Consider the following 19563-nt stretch of genomic DNA (forward strand, 5'->3'; position numbering starts at 1 on the left):
CAAGTGAAGCAATCCCCGGAAGTTTGTTAAGTCGAATTCGTCAATAGGTACAATACTAGTCCGACAGCGTATACCTCTTATAAAATCCTATATTTTTATACACAAGATTTGCAGTAAGAAAATTTGGGGCCTCATTTCCCGGATTAGGTTTCAATTCTACCACATCTAAGCCAACTACTTTCCGTTCCTTATATACTTTACGTAAAAAGTCCATCGTCCGATACCATCCTAAACCACCCGGCACAGGTGTACCAGTAGCAGGCATAATTGAAACATCTAACCCATCCACATCTAACGTAATATATACGTAATCATCTAAGGTTTCAATGGCCTGGTCGTGCCAATCATCATTATCATGAATATCTTTTGCATAAAACACTGATATGGAATTCTTTTTCTTTTTTACGAATTCCAGCTCTTCTTTTGATACTACCCGTACGCCGAAACTGGTCACTTTGCATTTTAAGTCATTAACGACCCTTCTCGATACGCTTGCGTGACTATATCGGGTTCCACCAAATTGTTCCATTAAATCAAGATGTGCATCTAATTGAAGTATGGACAGCTTCTTGTATTTCTCTTTATAGGCTTTTATTACCCCTTGCGATAGAGAATGTTCACCACCTAATGTAACAAGAAATTTATCGTCTTTTACAATACCTTTACTAGCACAATACAGTAAATCAATTACTTTCTTAGGGTCTGTATGTATTTCCTCGATCTTAAGTGTCCCGGCTGTGAAAATTCCCAAAGTATAGATATCACCTAATTCTTCATCATAAGGTTCTATGTTAACTGATGCATTTAATATTGCGTTGGGACCCATTTTGGTTCCTGATTGATAGGTAGCTGTTCCATCAAAAGGAACTCCTATAACCACAACTTTGGAACCCTTATAGGCATCACTTTCATTTTTAAAATCATAAGAAAAAGCTCCAAACTGTAAGGAGCTCAGGATATACTCTCTTATATCATTTAACATACCTTTCTCCAGCACCTGTCTTAAATTTACACTTATTTATGAAATAAAAAAGGCATCTTTTAAAAGATGCCTTTTTTATTTCTACTCGTTAAAATATAATAACATTTTTCACTGCTGGCGGTTTTCTCGTTTCTTTTTCCACAGGGCAGCACCAAACATGAGCACCGCTACGATACCCACAATACTTCCTATAATACCAGCAATATTTTTTCTTCCCTTTGCTTCTAAGAGATTATGAAGCTCCTTTCCATGTTTTAGCGCAATGGCTTGACTTTCCAATATGTTGATCTTCTGGTATACCTTAGCAGCACCATACCACCATGCAATATCCTGTTGACCATGAGCAACACCTTTGTATGCGTGTGCTTTATCACCAAACCACATATCGGCATAAGTAATTTCGATCTCTGATGGGTTATTTCTTCCTGTCGCAAACAAGCCATGCAAACCCAGTATAGGCCCAATAACCGGTACTTTTCCAGCCTTTGTCTTAAATGCCTTATACACAGCCTCTCCCAACAATCCTGGGCCAAGTGCATCAGCAAGTATATCCCCAAGCGGGAAGATATCCCTCTCTTTAATTGGTACTTCAAAGGCATCATTCGCTACTATATCATCCAATATAGCCTGCGCCCTGTCCTGTAATCTCCACATCTCAAACATGAAATCATTCAAGTTCTCGCGATATAGTCTCGCAAATCGGGGGCTATGACATTTGCTGCATACTGCCACCCACTGCTCAGATCTCTGCTTATTTTCAGGAGAATATATATCGAGTGCATAATTTAAGGGCGGAAGATTAACACCATGAGGATAATCTTTTAACGATGACTTGTAATCAATTCCTTTCGGGGGGACCGTTCCCATCCTCCATACACCTTTAGTAACAGGATTGTGAGCAAATTTTCCGTTTCCTTGGTCCATATGGCAGAACTGACAGGTTGGGGTTCTATAATCCTTTCCCGGAACTATTTCTGCCAGTGGTTTTTCCCAGTCCCAGTGTTCCCCTTCCAGATGATAAATATAACCCATCTTCGATTCACCGTACGTTTCCGCATCAGGGTGGTCAAAACCCATATGACAACTCATACAGGCCTCAGGTCTTCTACCTTCTGATGCTGCAAACTTATGCCTAGTGTGACAAATGTTGCATCGGTCTGTGGCATGGCAAAGATCGCAACCAAACTGTGCTGCTGGATATCCCCTGCGAAACATCTCTGGATACCAGGGTGGAATCACGTTTGCGGGAAGACCTTCAACGTGATTAGGCCGGCCACGTTCAACTTCGCTCATAAATTCCGTTGTTTGCTGAGGATGACATTCTCCACACACATCCGGGGTAGGCATACGCAACTCTTTATGATCCTTCCCATGACAGTCGCTACAGGTAACCTCTTTAAGCTCCCTCCCGATCAGTTTTTCTATCTGTTGTGTTTTTTCCGCAAACCGGGGATTTTTTCTTAGTTTTGCATGGGTGGACTCCTCCCAATCATGCACAAATCCCGGAGTCACTTCTCTATGGCATTCCACACAATCAGTGGGTTTGTATCTTTCCAGCAATTGATCATAGTATGTCCCCTCCGGTTTAACATAATGCCTAACCGGAAACCAATACATTTGTAAAGGTACAGGCTTATATATGTTTTGCCATGGACCAGCGCCCTTTTCTAATCCAACATTGTTTGTAAACCAATCTTTGAGCGTATCGGTCGGATACAAAATGTCATAATAGTTCGTGGCCTTCTTTTGCATCTCTTTTAACTCAGCTTCAGACTGCGCCTGTATGCTCCCTGCATGCAAACTCCACATTAAAGGGGCAACGAGTAAAATCGCGCCCAATTTCAACAGCTTCATTTTATGCCTCCTCCCCACAAAACCAGCAATTGTTTTTTAATAACATAATTTTCTGATAAAGTTTGACTTTTTTTCATTGAATTTTTGGCAGCGGCTTTGATGCAGATTCACCTTTCTCCGAAAAACTCGTTTTATACGGAGTCGTATGCTGTGGGAAAAACCACTCGTCAGGATAACCCCGCTCCTTGAAAAATCTCAATCTCATCTCATGATTCCTTGTATGATGACAAGGTCCACATACATTATAAGGCGTTCCAAACGTTCCTACCTTAGCAATCTTTTGTCCTTCTGGAGCCTTCCCTATCTCCATAAAATAACTAAACACTTCTCCCGCACCATGACATGCCTCACAGGTGACTCCCTCTTCAGAATATTTTCCTGTTACCTCATCATAACCTGTCGTATGACACTTTAGACAAGTCTTCCGATACGCCTCGTTTCCAGCGATATAATCAGGGGCATTTTTTACATGTTCAAAAGTCTTGAATTTGATCCTTTGCCACCTTTCTACATGAGGAGAAGTTAACCCTGTGTGGCACTTGAGACACTTTTGGCTACCCACATATATCGCCTTATCACCAGTGATACTGTACTTTTTAAAATCCCCCATCTCAATCCTTTGATTTGGGTCACTTTCCTCAGGCGTCAACGTCGCAAGTTCACTCCAGAACTCGAACATTGCTTCAGCAGAAGTTACCCTGAGTTCCATTTGTCTCTTATGATAATACATCCCTTCATGAGCCATTTCTTCACTTAGCGCCCGCCCGATACCACCGTGACATACAGTACACCCATAAATGTCAAAGGGGAAATCCTTTACGCCAGGATGGGCAACCTTCAGCTTTTCTTCATCAATGTGACAGGTCATACATCTGTCTACTTTGTCCCCGTTTTGTTGCTTATCCCAGCTGTATTCACCTTTTAAAAGTATTTGCTTAATTTCATAAACAGGCCTCTTTAAAGATGCCAGACGCTTTCCCAATAACTCTTTCTCTTTTGCAGAAGTAGCCGCCTCAAAATCCCTCCCAACCTTTGCCGCTTGCTCTTCATAATACTCCCTCTGATACTTCATCCACTTTGGACTAATTTCATCTTTAAGCCATATAACTGTGGCTAAAAAAAACAAGGCACTCAAAACAAAAAAGATAAATCTTTGTACACTCATATTTCACCCGTTCTGGAAATATCCATTTTCAGTTCTCAAAAGAGAATTCATATGTTGATCCAAGGCGTTGCAATAATGTATTTCACATTGAACGCCAGCCTAAAAAACATTTTAATCACAGTTCCAATCATGGTCAAAAGCAAGCCCATCGTAAGAGAATAGCGAATAACACCAAGCTTTAGGAAAAAATCTCTTTTCACAAGTGCAGGGAGTGTCAATCCTAAGAAATAAAACCCCCCCAGAAGAATTATTCCCAAAGGCAATGGCAAATCATGCATCGGAGGGGGTGTAGGAAAATCATGCGTCCATTCTTCCCAAGGCCAAAAAAAGGACCAAAATGGCCCCCTCAGTGCTGTCCCAATATATATAAGGACGTACCAGAAAATATAGCCAAAAACAAACGTTGTTACAGCGAATTTTCTCTCTTTAAACGTATAGTAGCCATTCCCTTTTGGGTTATTATCCAAATACGGAATAAGAATCAGACCTAGAATAATTATGCTTGGCAGTACAACGCCGGCATACCATGGGTCAAAATAAACCAACGCTTCTTGTAAACCGAGAAAGTACCAGGGAGCCTTTGCGGGGTTTTCTGCTTGTCCGGGATTCGACAATTCCCTCAAAGGCGCATCCACAAAATACGAATAAAAAAGCAGCCCTACCGTAACAAAAATAGCAGCTAAAAACTCCTTAGCAACCAGGGTGGGCCATGCAAACACCTTGTCGTCTTTAAATTCGACTAATCCTTTCTTTTCCTGCCTAACTTCCATGGAACCACTCCTCAGAAATATCTTCGATAGATTATGACAAAACTTTTCCAAACATCACAAGGGACCAGAGATACCACCGTCTTTACGTACTCTCCAGAAATGAACCATCATCAAAGCTGAAGCCACTACCGGTATTCCAATACAATGCCACACATACGCACGCAATAAGGCAGGAGCTTCAATCAACGTTCCACCTAACAAAGCAAAGCGAATATCATTATCAGGTCTCATTCCTAAAATGTATGAAAATGGCCCCTCATGACCCAAAAAGGGTGTTGCGCGAGCCATATTCGTGCCAACCGTAATAGCCCAATATCCAAGTTGATCCCAGGGCAACAAATACCCTGTAAAACTCAACAGGAATGTGAGAACCAACAAGAACACTCCAACTACCCAATTAAACTGCCTTGGCGGTTTATACGAACCTGTTAAAAACACCCTGAACATGTGTATACTTACCGTAATAACCATCGCATGAGCGCCCCAGCGATGAGAATTTCTTAAAAACCTGCCAAATGGTACTACATACATCAAATCCACAATATCTGCATAAGCCCTGTTCACATCGGGAACATAATAAAACATTAACAGAATTCCTGTTATTGCCTCAAAGAGGAATATAAAAAACGTAATCCCCCCCATACACCAGGTAAAACGGATCTTCGTACCATGCTCCCGAACTTTTGCCGGGTGCAAATGCAACCATACGTTGCTTATAATCTGAAGAGCCCTGTTCCTCGGGGTGTCTGTGTAACCGTGGCGAAATACAGATCTCCAAATTTCATTGTCCGTAATTTTCTTTTTTAATTCAGGAATCAGTTTCATTTGAACATTCCTTTCTCCGTTTTCCTTTTTTACTATTTCCTCCCCTCATATTAAAAATTATCCTCCTATTCCTCCCTTTCTAATGTCTTATTTATTTCTTCGTTAGGCTTCCAAAGCACACGCTTTAAAGTTATCACGTTTACGGGACAATCCTTACAATTTCCACATCGAATACAAACATCGGTATATTTTATTACAATGCCATCTTTGCTAACAAAAGGACGATACTCTTTGTTTTCGTCACTCACATCCACCTGTTTCAGTGCACCCACAGGGCATACCATACTGCATCGGCCGCAAAGGATACACTCATTTGTCTCCACATTGATGCTCAGGTCGCACTTCAGGCAACGCAAAGCTTCTATCCTTGCCTGGTCTTCGCTAAGACCGAGCTCTACCAAATTAAATGTGCCCTCCCTCTCCCCCACGGGGAGCATTTCCATGTTTTGACGGGGCACAGCATCAAAATTTTCTTCCCGCAAATTAAATTCACCATCCAAAAGCGTAACCCAGACCTTCTTCTTAGGTTCTTGAATCTCTTCTCCTCTGATATACTTATCGATAGATTTCGCGGCAGTGTGTCCTTGTGCAATACATTCAATAATTGTACTTGGACCAAGTGTTACGTCACCACCGGCAAAAATGCCTTCCTTATTGGTCAAGAGGTTATCATCAACGGTAATCGTTCCCCATTTTGTAACGTTTATCCCGTGACCATCTCCAAGAAATTTGAGGTCGGCTTCCTGACTGATGGCAGTAATGATACAATCTGTTTCCAGCATAAATTCAGAATTGGGAATTGGTTCAGGCCTCCTTCGTCCGGTACTATCGGGCTTACCAAGCCTCATTTTAATGCATTCCAGGGCCTTTACCCTTCCATTTTCAGCAATTACCCTGATTGGCGCCGACAAGAAATGAAACCGGACGCCTTCATGCTCTGCCTCTTCTATTTCCCAAGACAACGCGGGCATCTCTTCACGGGTTCTCCTATAAACAATAAACGCCTCCTGGCCCAACCGTTTGGCTGTTCTAACAGCATCTATTGCAGAATTTCCTCCACCAATGACTGCAACCTTTTTCCCCGGACTTCGTGTATCACCATCATTAACATTTTTCAGGAATTCCAGACAATCCATAACACCCACGGTGCCTTCTTCTCCTGGAATTTCAAGCCTTTTTCCCTTTTGTGCACCAACTGCTATAAATACGGCCTTATATCCTTCCCTGAACAAATCAGGAATCGTTTTTCCTGGGCCTCCAATAGGAGTATTTGTCTTTATCTCAACGCCCCGCGCCAGAATATGACTTACATCAAACATTATCTGCTCACGCGGTAACCTGTACGATGGGATAGCCCACATCATCATACCACCAACCTGGGACTCCTTTTCAAAAACCGTCACTCTGTAACCCATCCCTGCAAGGTCATACGCAGCCGTCAAACCTGCAGGACCGGCACCAATCACGGCAACTTTTTCTTCTCTTTGCTTTACATTTGGCGGTGGAATCCGTATCTTGTTCTTAAAGATATAGTCTGTAACAAACCTCTTTAATGCATCTATTGCTATAGGTCTATCAAAATCACCGCGTTTACATTTGGACTCACAAGGGTGGGGACATACATATCCACAAACGGCAGGAAAGGGATTGGTTTCTTTCATCAATTTATAGGAATCTTCATATTTACCCTGACTAATCAGACGGATATAGCCGGGTACATCCATATGGGCGGGACATCGATGCTGGCAGCGAATATTTTGTTGTAACCAATCCAGATCTAGAAGCGCTCTTATTCCTTTTTTTGGTATAGTAGCTTGATTCATAAAACACACTAACTTTCTAAAAAATCTTTAATTAATATTTTTACATTACACAACTAACTCCGTTTCAAGAGGGACGATTTTGCTGGTATCAACAACTAACTTGCCACTATCATCTAAAACAATTTCAAAATGATTCAAAGGTCTGGGGGCTGGTCCTGCAAAGTTTACACCGTTCCGATAGTATTTACTTCCGTGACAGGGGCACTCAAAGATATTCTTTTCCTTCGAGAATTCTACTGCACACCCCAGGTGCTGGCATACGACAGAAAGTGCTTTAAAACTATTGCCATCACGGACGACAAATATCTTCCTTGATTTTAATGTTGTCACTGAATTTTCCGGAAACGACTTGGGATCCCCGACAGAGAACCTCGGTGAAGGTTCATAAAGCACTTTCGGATAAAAAAAACCTTTATACCCCAAAATTTGTGATAAATACGCCCCTATTGTGACAAAAAACAAACCCCAACCAGCTAAAGTCAAAATGCTCCTCCGGGAGAAAGTAAACCAAATCCCCCTTTCTTTTTCTGATGTGTAGTTTTGATTCTTTTCCTTTATTTCCATAACAACCTCCTACCTTAAAAACCTTTCAAACCCCTTATTTTCTCTGGGCTTTGCGTACAAATTCCTTCTTTACAACCGAAAATATCTTCCATCGTTTTACGAATGGCGAATATTATATTTATCAATGAGAAAAGTCAAGGATAATTTATCAATAGATACAATATATTTGTGTTTTTATGCTTTTTTTATCAATAACCGATACGCGTTTTCCATATTTTCTACCTTTATGATTTTATGGCCCTCTTCTTTCACACTCCGGGGAACGCTTCTTATCGGTTCACCATCATCAAGTATTACCTCCAAAATCTGGCCGGAATCCAGCATCTCCAGCTTTAATTTTGTTTTCACAAAATTAATCGGACAAAGTACACCCCTTAAGTCAATCCGATCGTCTGGAACAATCTTTCCATCTTCTGCCATTTATAAAACTCCAAAACGTTTTGTTTATAGTTTTGCCCTGCCGCTCTCTTATTTAACAATCTTACCCGTTGGGACGAAATAAAACTACGATCCAATTATGAATTTATTCCTTCTTCTTTAAACTGTTTCTTTTCTTCATCAAAAACCCATGACTTAATATCAATCTTTTCGCCATTCTCTATAGCAACAATTATATACGAAAACCAGGAACAGGCATGCTCAGCATCATATATTGATGGAATGGCTGGATGGTCAGGATGAGAATGATAAACACCTATGATTTGCAAACCATTTTTCACAGCTTCCCTATCAACTCTTTCAAAGTCTCCACGCTCTATGACATATCTGTCATGTGCTCTTTGAAAATTTTTATTTTGTACAGGACGGACTTCAACCACCTTTTTTTCAGATGTATTTGTCCCAAGTAATAATCCACAACATTCCAAGGGGTAGCTCTTCTTTACCTGTTCCACTATCTCCGTGAGCTTATCATTACCGATACACAGCAAGGCCGTCAACTCCTCACATTTTCCAGCGAACCTTTTAGTTACACACCTGCCCAAAAACTTGTGCTCAAATACCGATCACCTCTATCGGGGAAAACCGTAACAATTGTACCCTTCTCAATTTCACCCGCAATCTTCAACGATGCAACAAGCGCAGCACCTGAAGAGTACCCCACAAAAAATCCCTCTTCGGCCGCAAGCCTCTTAACAGCCTCGTAGGCATCTTCTGTCTCTACTGCGATCTTTCTATCGGGAAAATGGTCATCATAAATACCCGGGACAATTGAAGTCGCCATATGCTTCATACCTTCTAATCCATGAATAGGAGTGGCTGGCTCAACTGCTATCACCTGAATATCAGGATTGTATTCCTTCAGACGCCGCCCCGTACCCATAAGGGTACCGCTTGTACCCAAAGATGCAATAAAATGAGTCACCCTACCTGCCGTTTGTTCCCATATCTCCACACCTGTTGTTTCAAAATGTACCCTCCAATTCGCAGGGTTATTATACTGATCTGCATAAAAATACCTTGATGGCTCTTCATTTACTATTCTTTTCGCCTCTAACATGGCACCATCAGAACCCAGTAATGGATCCGTGAACACCATGGCAGCGCCGAAGGCACGTACAATTCTCTTCCTTTCCTCACTGACGTTCAAAGGCATCACCAGAGTCACTTTATATCCTTTCGAGGCACCAATGAGAGCATAGGCAATACCGGTATTTCCGGAAGTTGAGTCTATGATAATTTTATCGTGGTTTAGCCTGCCTGATTTCTCCGCCTCTTCTATAATCCGCAATGCAGGCCGATCCTTTACCGATCCACCTGGATTAAACCATTCTGCCTTAGCATAAACTCCAACATCCTTATTTCTTAATCCTTTTGTAATTCTATTGATCTTTAATAAGGGAGTATTTCCAATTTTATCCAAAATTGAAGTATGAGAAGGATTCTTCGGGATGTATTTCGTACCCTTTCCCTTTGTCACGATACTTGTCACGATGTTACCTTATCTTTCTTCATATAAATAACTGCGTTTCTGCACCATCAGCTATTTCCAAAAGGGTAGTTAACCCCAGTATATCATCAACCCTTGATCTGACAACGGATTCTTCCAACTCCATCAGCTTCACAGCCCCTGTGCATGCATAAACCTTTAAATTCCCCATAGCTCTTACATCGCGGAGGAGTTCTTTGAGTGAAATGGGATTGATCTCCTGCATCCGTTTTGACAACCTCTCCCCCTCTTCACCATATTCAGCAGATAGTCTTGTAACATCAAACTCTTCATTCACAAACCTCTTCAACGCCCAAAAAAAGAGAAAAATATACGTTTCTCTTCCCATCGATGCTGCTGTTATAGCCAGAGTAATGATCTGATAGAGTTTATCATAGGTACCGCCATGAGCAAAGATGACGAACTTTTTTTTATCCTTCACGCGAATACCCTTACGAGGATTTTACCAACGTACCCACGACTTCTTTCCTGAACTTTTCCAAACCTACGCGGTCTATACAGGAACCGATTCTTTCTTTCGGCTTACCGTTCTCTTTATACCATTTTACCGTTGCATCAATAAAATCGTTTACTTTATTATCGGGTAAAAAATTTGCTACCTCATTTGCCTCCCGCGGGTGTCGTCCATGTTTTCCACCCACACGCACTAACCAGCCTTTCTTCTTGTCCTTCCAGGCATCCGTTGGACAAGCCCTGATACAATCACCGCAATAGACACATTTCGATTCATCAAACATTGGCCTACCCTCTTTATCAGAGACAATTGCACCCTCCTGGCAGGCCTTAGCACATAAGGTACAGCCGTTACATAGATCTTTGCTCCACACCGGATAAACTACTCCCTGAAACCCAAGATCCATCTCCCTTGTCCTTGTACAATCTATCGGACAGCCGGAAAATCCCATTTTAAATTTATGAGGGCAGGGAGTGCCAAAAAACTTTTCGTCTACCTCTAACGCCTTGGACTGTGTATCCATAATTCCATTGGGATTATACTCACAGCCGCCACACGCCGTCGGTACCCGAACCCTGGGGCCGCAGGAGGCCACTTTCTGCCCCACCGCTGCCAATTCTTTCACCACCGCATCGAAGTCATTAATATGAACACCAATGATCTCCACCGACTGTCTGAAACTCAAGTGACAATACCCGAGACGGCTGTATTTCTTCGCAACCTCTGCAATTTTCAACAGCTTTTCAGGGGTAATCCTCCCGCCAGGAACCTTTAACCGTACAGTAAAGAGGTCCTTTTGTGTCTGTTTTATAAAACCACCGGATTTCAATTCATTAAGATCAATTCTTTGTGTCACAGTCTTTTCCGCCATTCAAACTCCTAACATTTTTGGTATAACTCACTGTTTTTATAAACAATTAGCAAAACGCCAATTACATAAAGCAAAAACCAACATAATTATTAATTTTTATATTAACAATTCACCAAAAATCTTGCAAGAAAAAAGAAGTCTATAGACATTGTCGACTTAATTATCTTTCGAAATTTTTTCAGATACGATCTCGAACATCTTCTTTTTTGCCTCTAACACACCTTTTTCCTTAATAAGCTCAAGCATATCAAGCCCGGCAATTCGCTGTAATATATCTCGTCTTACAGATTCTTCTTTTACTTCGGAAAGTATCTTTCGCCGCATCTCTGATAAAAGCTTTGTAAATTCACCATACTCATCTCCAAACTGTTTTTCCAGAAATTCCCTTATATTACGGGCTAAAGCAGGGCTTGCCCCCCCCGTTGAGATGCTAATGCAGAGATCGCCCCGCATAACAGATGAAGGCACAATGAAAGAACAAAATTCCGGTTTGTCGACAACATTTACCAGGATTCCCCTTTCGATGGCATCGGAATAAATCATTTTGTTCACCGCACCATCATCCGTAGAAGCAACGACGAGTACCGCTCCTTTCAGAAACTTTGCGTCATATTCCTGTTGAACTCGTTCAATCCCTGTTTCTTTCTCAAGTTCAGGACAAAATTCGGGAGACACTACTGTTACCTTTGCGCCGGCATCTTTCAGGCTACATACCTTGCGCCAGGCAACATTACCACCACCCACCACCACACACCTCTTATCCTGAATATTCAGAAATACCGGATAATATTTTGCCATCGTATCAAAGCTCTATGTAAAGTTTTCACCTCTGACTAAATCTTCGTATGTCTCTCGTTTTCTGATAATACGATACTGATTGCCATCCACAAGCACTTCACATGGGCGTGGGCGGGAATTGTAACTGGAACTCATCGAAAAACCATACGCACCGGCACTGAATATTGTCAATAAATCCCCCCCTTTTACCCTGGGCAGAGCCCTATTGGCCGCAAAGACATCGCTACTCTCACAAACCGGACCTACAATATCTACCAAATCCATACCCGTTTTTACCGGGGATTTACCAGGATTTTCCGCCTCTGGCATCTTTATATTCGTATTTACCGGCCATATCCTGTGAAATGCATCGTAAAGTGCAGGGCGTATTAAATCGTTCATAGCCGCATCACAAATGACAAATTTCTTACCATGCACGGTCTCTTTTGTATAAATTACCCTGGTAACTAAAATCCCGGAATTCCCTACAATGAACCGCCCCGGTTCCAGAATAAGATTACATTGCATCTCCTTCACCAGCGGGAGAATTTTTAATGCATAATCTTTCGGCCGTATTACTTTTTCACCTGTATATGAGATACAATAGCCACCCCCTATGTTCATAAACTCAATATCCAGTCCCCCATCTCTGCAGTTTTTAACAAACCTCACGACCTTCCTAAGGGCGCGCACGTAAGGGTCAACCGTGTAAATAGGTGAGCCCAGGTGCACATGCAACCCGCACAGGTCAACGTTCGGATAGGATGCAGATTGTTTAATAATCCTTTCAGCTTCGGTAAAATCGATACCGAACTTGTTTTCCTTTTTTCCCGTAGTAGTCTTCGCATGTGTTTTTGCATCGATGTCAGGATTGATTCGCAAGGCTACTCTCGGCACTTTTCCCGCCTCCTCAGCCAGGGCATTAATATGCTCGAGTTCTGCCTGCGATTCTACATTAAACATAAAAATGTCATTCTCCAGGGCATATTTTATCTCCTTATCTGTTTTCCCCACACCAGCAAATACAATCTTAGACGGGTCGCCTCCGGCCTTGATTGCCCGAAACAACTCGCCGCCGGAAACCACATCAAACCCCGATCCTTCCTCTGCCAATGTCTTACATATTGAGAGGTTCGAATTGGACTTTACTGAAAAACATATCAGCGCATCGACATCCTGAAAGGCTGTCTTTAACTCGCGGAAACGTGATAAAATCGCATTTTTGCTATAGATATAGGCAGGAGTTCCCACCTCCGAAATAATATCTTCTATCTTTACATTTTCACAAAAGAGCGCCTTGCCCCTATATTCAAAAGCATCCATAGACTATTTACCCATTCTCATCCTTTACTCAGTTTTTTTCCCCAATACGCAATACGCTTTTTAACAAAACCCGGTGCCGTAGAACCGTAACTTTTATAATTCTTGATACAATTTTCTACTCCCAGCACTTTATAAACATCCTTTTCTATGACGGAAGAAAATGCCTTAAAACTCTCCAATCGCAAGTCCATCAACCTGCATTGCACCCGAATACATTCCCGCACGATCTTCCCGACAATCTCGTGGGCCATACGGAAAGGTATACCCTTTTTGACCAAGTACTCCGCCAATGCTGTGGCATCAATAAATCCCTTCTCGCATGCCAGCATCATCCGTTCACCATGAAAACTGGTATTTGCCACAAGTTCAGCCAGAACAGATAACGAAGTCTGAACAGTATCCGATGCATCAAATATCGCCATCTTATCCTCCTGCATGTCACGATTATACGTTAATGGCAATCCCTTGAGCAATGTGAGCAAAGACGTCAAATGGCCAAACACGCGACCACATTTACCCCGGATCAGCTCAAGTACATCGGGATTCTTTTTTTGGGGCATAATACTGGAGCCCGTGCAATAGGCATCACTGATTTCGATAAACTTCACCTCATCGTTGCACCAGATAATCCATTCCTCGCAGAGACGGGAGAGATGCAGGGCGACCATGGAAAGGCAAAACGCATACTCAGCACAGAAATCCCTGTCACTCACGGCATCCATGCTGTTTTCACAAACCCCTTCAAAACCAAGCATTTTCGCCGTAAACATCGGATCGGTTGGAAGCGTTGTCCCTGCAAGCGCACAAGCACCCAGCGGTGATTTGTTGAGCCGGACACAACAATCCTGAAGCCGCTTCTTGTCACGTTCCAGCATCTCCACGTATGCCAGCAAGTAGTGGGATACCAGCACCGGCTGGGCATGTTGAAGGTGGGTAAAACCCGGCATAATCTGCCCCAAAAACGTTTTCCCTTTTTTCACGAATTCCCTTTGTAATGCCGTCAGGAGACCTATCGTTTCGTGCGTCTGATTGCGTGCCCAGAGCCGCAGGTCGAGGGCAACCTGGTCATTTCGGCTTCGGGCGGTATGGAGCTTTTTGCCGGCATCGCCAATCCGTTCAATCAATGCCGATTCAATGTTCATATGAACGTCTTCAAGAGACTTTTTGAACTCGAACTTGTTGGATTCGATTTCAGCGAGAATTTCCTTCAGACCCTTAACTATCGCATCCTTTTCTTTCCCGGTAATAAGCCTGCACCTGGCAAGCATGGTAGCATGGGCTATACTTCCCTCAATGTCATGTTGATAGAGTCGCCAGTCGAAGGAAACGGATTCAGTAAACAACTCCACCGAAGCCGCTGTCTGCTTGGTAAATCTCCCTCCCCATGGTTTTTTTTGCTTCATATCAATCTGTCTTTTTGCAAACGTATTTCTCAAGATCAATGATTTAAACTTTTCGCGAAACTGATTCCTGCCAGCAAAATAAATAAAGACTGACATGCCTGCATATTACTGAACAAAATTAAGTTACGTACTATAGCTAAATACATCAGTCTAGTCAATACAATTCAAAAACCAAACTGATAAGCATTAAAGTTACAGTCGTTCCACAATCCGGCGGGTTATGTGTGCTGGAGAAGGCTGAGAATCCTGAGAGATCGGAAGTTGAGGCGGAAAAGACAAAATCCGAAGCACGAAATTCGTGAGTCAACCCTGTCAGGGTTTAAAACCCTGACAGGGTTGATTCTTTGCTAAAATGTCAAAAGCACCTTTGGAAGACACTACCATTCCTGACTATTTACGCTGGTGTTGGCGTCATCCGATAGTTTTTCTGTACATACCCACCTTCAGGTAAATTTACTCCGGAGTTAGTTATTGTTTGATAACCCGAAGCTGTAACTCTTATTGTGTAAGTACCCGAATTCAATAAAGGACTCACATAACTGCCATCGGTATTTCTATTCACCGTAGCATCTGTAGGACCATCAAAAGCCATTTGCGCACCAGAAATACCTGCACCAGTATTTTTATTTGTTACTTTTCCCCAAAATGTTCCCGGCGGCATGATTTTCCTCCTTTCGAAATTTTAATATACAGCCATAACCTCAAGAAAAGCGCGCATACCTATCTCTTAAACATATCGTTACCTCCTATAAAATCTTGTTTTTTTTTATAAAAGTAGGGTACACACCCCATACCTACTTATTAACACCTACAAATAATATGTTGAATTCAAAAAGATCAAAAGTACACGATGACGGAGACCAGGAACAGGTGCTCGTCGAGATCAAAATGAGTTCCTTTAAGACCCCTGCCGAAATCTTCTCCATCTACGTCGTTTGCCCATCTAAACTGATATGCACCGTCAATACTGAATCTCTTGAAAGTAATACCGCTTCCTGCACTAAATCCATATACGTCTGTAGGATCATCCAGGGATGGCCGGGGGTCATAAAAAAGTCCTCCGCGGACGGGGATAATCATCTTTTGCCTGAATATGAGGTATTCCGTGCCAAACCTTACAGCGTAAGTATCGTCAATGTCCCTGTCGGTTGATACACCACCCAGCGGACGTGATTTTACACCAGTTTCTTCATTCTCTTGCTCAAACTCCGACCAATCGGTCCACGTCACATCCATGGAAAAAGACAGTGCATCGCTGTAACGGAAACCAAATCCGCCACCAAATGACATGGGATAATTTATCTCTAAGTGTTCCCTTATATGACCTGATCCTACCGTTGTCCCAGTACTATTAGTGATAACGGAAAAAGAATCTGTAACACGATCCACATCAGCCGTATACGGGGAATGGAAAACGGCTCCAAAGGTAAGGCGTTTATCCTCCTTCTCCCATACTTCCAGAAGCATACCTGCCGTTATGTTTACTGCCTGAAAATTTTTGAATGTTTCGGTCCCATCATAGGACCTGCTAAAATCATTACCAAAAACCGAACCCTCACTTCTTGCTCGCAGTGTTTCTTTCCAGGCAAAGTCTCCAAAAAGCTCATCGGTAAAGAAATTTACGGCTATCCCAATGGATAATTTGGGTATTACTTGCAGGGAGATTGCAGGTGTCAGTGCAGCTATTCCACCTCTTGACTTAAAATCGACTGATTGTTTGTCAATAAATTCGCCTCCTGAAGACTCAAATATCCGATCATAGTCAAACCTCATGTGAAAATCATATTTCTGCTGATAGTTCAGGGCTGCAACCAGATTTTTTCCAAAGATCCTGAATGGATACGCAACACTGGCATAATTCAAATCGCCAGAGGATACAGATTCATCATCAAGTGATAACAATCCAGTAGTGCCGGGATCGAAATCCTGCTGTATGGATAAGAATGAGTCTACCAGGGAAAATTCCGGTCTTTCGAGTTGTGTTAAGCCACTGGGATTCCATGACGCCGCTGTTGCATCATCGGCAACGGCAATAAAGGCACCACCCTGTCCTAAGGCCCTTGCACCTGAACCGACAGGAAGTGGGACAGCATTAATGGAAGGAGGCGCCAATTGAGCAAAAGAGGTTTTGCCTGATAGTATAAGGATTAGGATACAGATAAATATATTATGTTTCAATCTCATTCAGACACCTCTCGGGTTTCAAGTTTAGAGTTTAGTGTTTCGGGTTTCGGGTTTCGGGCTAGATTATTTCTTGTATTTTTGGCCTTTTATTTCTGTATTATTGAAATAGGTTATTAAGCCCTTGATCATTTTGCTGATGTATCCCTGGTCTAAAGCTCTGTATAACTGAGAACGGACTTCGCCACAGGATCCTTTCGCTATTCCAAGAAACTGAATAAACTCGCCTTTTCTGCCTCTTTCAAAGCCTTCCGCGACATTATCCATTATGGACCCACTTGCCTGGCGCATTTGACCTTTCAGGTCATAATCTTTGGAAATTAATCCATTATTGGTAATCGAGTAACTCTCTTTTGAAAACTCTCTTGCTTTTTGCCATGCATCGACATCCTCAAACTTTCTGATTGTAGCCAAATCAATATCTCCTCAACTCCAAACTCCAAACCCTAAACACGAAACTCGAAACCATTTCATTTCGTTATCACAAGATCCTTCTTTTTTATCTTCCCGGTACCTTTCTTACTTATTCTGGCAAATGAGGTTTCAGGTTGTACCTGCACAATTCTGGCAATGGCATCCAGTGGTTCTTTGAGCACAAAATCGCCTTCCTTTGTCTCCCGGAATAAGAGTAATTTCATTCCTAATTTAAGACCACTGGTTGCGCCTGTATCGATATGAAATCCGTTCCCTGAAACACGGATAATACCCCCCTGTATCATAGGAAATTGCCGTTTCACCTTGAGTGATAAACCGTGCATAAGCCATTCGAGATTTTCCGCACTTTTATCCTCATCGTAAACATCGGCCTGGGCAAGTACCTGTGTTGTCTCTGTATCTACAAGTCGCAATGTGACGTTAATGCCTTTGGAATCTTCTTCCACAGAACCAAAAAGCATGCCCTCTGCCGATCGGATCTTCCCGACCTTTATGGCCGTGTCCGGAGATGTAAGTTCGGTGCTGGTGATTTTCTGTTCACGAAGAATTTCCTCCAGTTTTGCCCGGTCCCGTTCCACAAAGTTAAATCTCTTCGGCTCTTCGTCAAATGATCTGAGTAACATGGAATAGAGGGTTTCCGGGGGAACCTCTTTTTCTACAAATGTCCTTAACGGGAGCAATGCAACGGTATACCGTGCATCCGCTTCGAGAAGATAGAAGGTCTTTTTGGTAATTTTTACCGGTGAAAGTTGCGTCTGATTTCCCTGAGTATCAACGGCCCTGACAATTACGGCATTTTCTCCTTCATTGAGAGTTAACAAATGATTGAAGAAGACGTGCTTCGCAGGACGGATATCTAACGGTTGTTGATTCACGAAAAATCCGGCAACGCCGCTGTCATCGTGTGCATGCATGCTGAAGAAGAGGTTTACGTCATGGACAACGGCAGGTTTTAAATCTGTATGTACTACCGGAGGGATATTGTCCGCAGTCGTATCTTTCATGGGCTGGGGAGAATGGGCCGTGGAAGGCGGTTGTAACGCAGCCTCTCCATGAGAAGCTAACAATTTCGCAACTGTGTGCCCGTCTATTTTTCCGAATGCAATCATAGCTGGTGTGTTTGTATGGCTGGTATATTTCCTGGTATTTAGTATGTCTTCTGGCCATAACAATGATGCCTTCTTTTCTATCGGCTCTTCGCCCTTTGTTTCATTTCCTGCGATATCGATTACCCTTAACGAGATTTTGTCCAGATTTGCCAAGACAATATCCTGCTTAAAATTGACTTCCTTACCAGGGATAAGGGGTACCTCTGTATTGTTGATAGAGAGATGTTTTACGCCATGGTCATCCTCAATAGTCCCCTGAATGGTGGCGATGTCCTTGCCGCCTTTTTTGTGTAATTGTATATCATCCAGATAGAGAACCGGCGGGCGCATGTCCAGGATAAGCTTGAAATCTTGCCAAATACTCTTGCCTGAAAGGTCTGTTGCTTCCAGGCTGATAACATTTTCTCCTGCACGCAGAGAAATGATTTCGTCAAAAGGAAGGTCCTTTTCAGCAAGTTCTATGAATAGTCTTTCACCCTGAATTCTCATGCCATTTACATAAGAATCATCAGTAGCAACACCTTTTAGTTTTGCCATCGGTGTATTGACAACCGCACCATTTACATGAGAAGTAACCTTAATTTCCGGGGGTTTCAGGTCTGCTTTTGTCATCTTTATGATAGCCTCATTGCATTTATTCAGATAAAACGTGGCCCTGGCGGAATCAGCAGTGGAGAGAGATATTGCAAGTTCCTTTTTGGCATCTTCGTATTTGCCCTGGGTGTAATAAACAATCCCCAGTTCGCGGTGGGCAAAGTATTCCCAGAAATGAAGCCCGTAGCTTCTGGCAGAGCGCTGGTCTCTACTTCGCAAACTGATAGACTTTTTAAAGTCCTGAACTGCCTCATCGTAGTACCCACTCCCGGCAAACCATCGGCCACGAACGTAATAGTTCCACCACTTGCCCCGATGAAGATTAAAATCGCTGGCAATCTCTTCTTTCGTGTGACCCGGCTCAAAATAATCACGCCAGTTATCCGTACCAATGTGTGATACGGTAGAACAGCTTATGAAAGGCAGCACAAACAAGGGTAAAAAAAGGATGCATTTATATTTTTTACAGGGTAATTTCATAATTC

The 19563-nt window shown here is 42.5% G+C and carries 19 protein-coding genes; all 19 read right to left on the reverse strand.

Annotated features, from left to right (window positions below; translation table 11 throughout):
- Positions 1-55 precede the first annotated feature (55 nt).
- The 19 genes from speB to E3K36_13640 all read right to left on the reverse strand — a co-directional run bounded on the left by speB (position 56) and on the right by E3K36_13640 (position 19558).
- The gene (gene speB, locus E3K36_13550; GenBank protein MCF6156233.1) at positions 56-982 is read right to left on the reverse strand and encodes an agmatinase; all 927 of its coding nucleotides are present in this window, start codon (positions 980-982) and stop codon (positions 56-58) included.
- A 108-nt stretch (positions 983-1090) separates the two neighbouring features.
- Positions 1091-2836 carry a hydroxylamine oxidoreductase gene (locus tag E3K36_13555; GenBank protein MCF6156234.1) on the reverse strand — a complete coding sequence of 582 codons (1746 nt, stop codon included), beginning with the start codon at positions 2834-2836 and terminating at the stop codon, positions 1091-1093.
- Positions 2837-2909: 73 nt separating this feature from the next.
- A complete protein-coding gene (locus E3K36_13560; protein MCF6156235.1) occupies positions 2910-4001 on the reverse strand; it encodes a hypothetical protein in 1092 nt (363 codons plus the stop codon).
- A gap of 47 nt (positions 4002-4048) precedes the next feature.
- Positions 4049-4771, reverse strand: coding sequence for a hypothetical protein (locus E3K36_13565; GenBank protein ID MCF6156236.1), 723 nt, complete (start codon positions 4769-4771; stop codon positions 4049-4051).
- Between the two features lie 54 nt (positions 4772-4825).
- Positions 4826-5596, reverse strand: a complete 771-nt coding sequence (locus tag E3K36_13570; GenBank protein MCF6156237.1) for a DUF4405 domain-containing protein — start codon at positions 5594-5596, stop codon at positions 4826-4828.
- Between the two features lie 65 nt (positions 5597-5661).
- Positions 5662-7419, reverse strand: a complete 1758-nt coding sequence (locus E3K36_13575; protein ID MCF6156238.1) for an FAD-dependent oxidoreductase — start codon at positions 7417-7419, stop codon at positions 5662-5664.
- A gap of 45 nt (positions 7420-7464) precedes the next feature.
- A complete protein-coding gene (locus tag E3K36_13580; GenBank protein MCF6156239.1) occupies positions 7465-7983 on the reverse strand; it encodes a ubiquinol-cytochrome c reductase iron-sulfur subunit in 519 nt (172 codons plus the stop codon).
- A gap of 174 nt (positions 7984-8157) precedes the next feature.
- Positions 8158-8403 (reverse strand): sulfurtransferase TusA family protein, encoded by a 246-nt coding sequence (locus E3K36_13585; GenBank protein MCF6156240.1) that lies wholly within the window; start codon positions 8401-8403, stop codon positions 8158-8160.
- Positions 8404-8498: 95 nt separating this feature from the next.
- A complete protein-coding gene (locus E3K36_13590; protein ID MCF6156241.1) occupies positions 8499-8966 on the reverse strand; it encodes a M67 family peptidase in 468 nt (155 codons plus the stop codon).
- Positions 8951-9904: a cysteine synthase family protein gene (locus E3K36_13595; protein MCF6156242.1), complete on the reverse strand. Its 954-nt coding sequence runs from the start codon at positions 9902-9904 to the stop codon at positions 8951-8953. Before E3K36_13595 ends, E3K36_13590 begins: the two co-directional genes overlap by 16 nt.
- A 28-nt stretch (positions 9905-9932) precedes the next feature.
- Positions 9933-10358, reverse strand: coding sequence for a hypothetical protein (locus E3K36_13600; GenBank protein ID MCF6156243.1), 426 nt, complete (start codon positions 10356-10358; stop codon positions 9933-9935).
- 4 nt (positions 10359-10362) lie between these two features.
- Positions 10363-11256, reverse strand: coding sequence for a 4Fe-4S dicluster domain-containing protein (locus E3K36_13605; GenBank protein MCF6156244.1), 894 nt, complete (start codon positions 11254-11256; stop codon positions 10363-10365).
- A gap of 156 nt (positions 11257-11412) precedes the next feature.
- The gene (locus tag E3K36_13610; GenBank protein MCF6156245.1) at positions 11413-12054 is read right to left on the reverse strand and encodes a bifunctional precorrin-2 dehydrogenase/sirohydrochlorin ferrochelatase; all 642 of its coding nucleotides are present in this window, start codon (positions 12052-12054) and stop codon (positions 11413-11415) included.
- A 12-nt stretch (positions 12055-12066) separates the two neighbouring features.
- The gene (gene lysA, locus E3K36_13615; protein MCF6156246.1) at positions 12067-13356 is read right to left on the reverse strand and encodes a diaminopimelate decarboxylase; all 1290 of its coding nucleotides are present in this window, start codon (positions 13354-13356) and stop codon (positions 12067-12069) included.
- A 17-nt stretch (positions 13357-13373) separates the two neighbouring features.
- Complete coding sequence (gene argH / locus E3K36_13620; GenBank protein MCF6156247.1) at positions 13374-14759, reverse strand: argininosuccinate lyase; 1386 nt, start codon at positions 14757-14759, stop codon at positions 13374-13376.
- 394 nt (positions 14760-15153) lie between these two features.
- Entirely contained in the window at positions 15154-15420 is a 267-nt protein-coding gene (locus E3K36_13625) for a carboxypeptidase regulatory-like domain-containing protein (protein MCF6156248.1), read from the reverse strand.
- 176 nt (positions 15421-15596) lie between these two features.
- On the reverse strand, positions 15597-16943 hold the full coding sequence (locus tag E3K36_13630; GenBank protein MCF6156249.1) for a hypothetical protein: 1347 nt from the start codon (positions 16941-16943) through the stop codon (positions 15597-15599).
- A gap of 63 nt (positions 16944-17006) precedes the next feature.
- The gene (locus tag E3K36_13635) at positions 17007-17354 is read right to left on the reverse strand and encodes a four helix bundle protein (GenBank protein ID MCF6156250.1); all 348 of its coding nucleotides are present in this window, start codon (positions 17352-17354) and stop codon (positions 17007-17009) included.
- Positions 17355-17410: 56 nt separating this feature from the next.
- Positions 17411-19558, reverse strand: a complete 2148-nt coding sequence (locus E3K36_13640) for a hypothetical protein (GenBank protein MCF6156251.1) — start codon at positions 19556-19558, stop codon at positions 17411-17413.
- Between the last annotated feature and the right edge of the window lie 5 nt (positions 19559-19563).

Origin of the sequence: Candidatus Brocadia sp., assembly GCA_021646415.1 — a bacterium.
Taxonomy (GTDB): domain Bacteria; phylum Planctomycetota; class Brocadiia; order Brocadiales; family Brocadiaceae; genus Brocadia.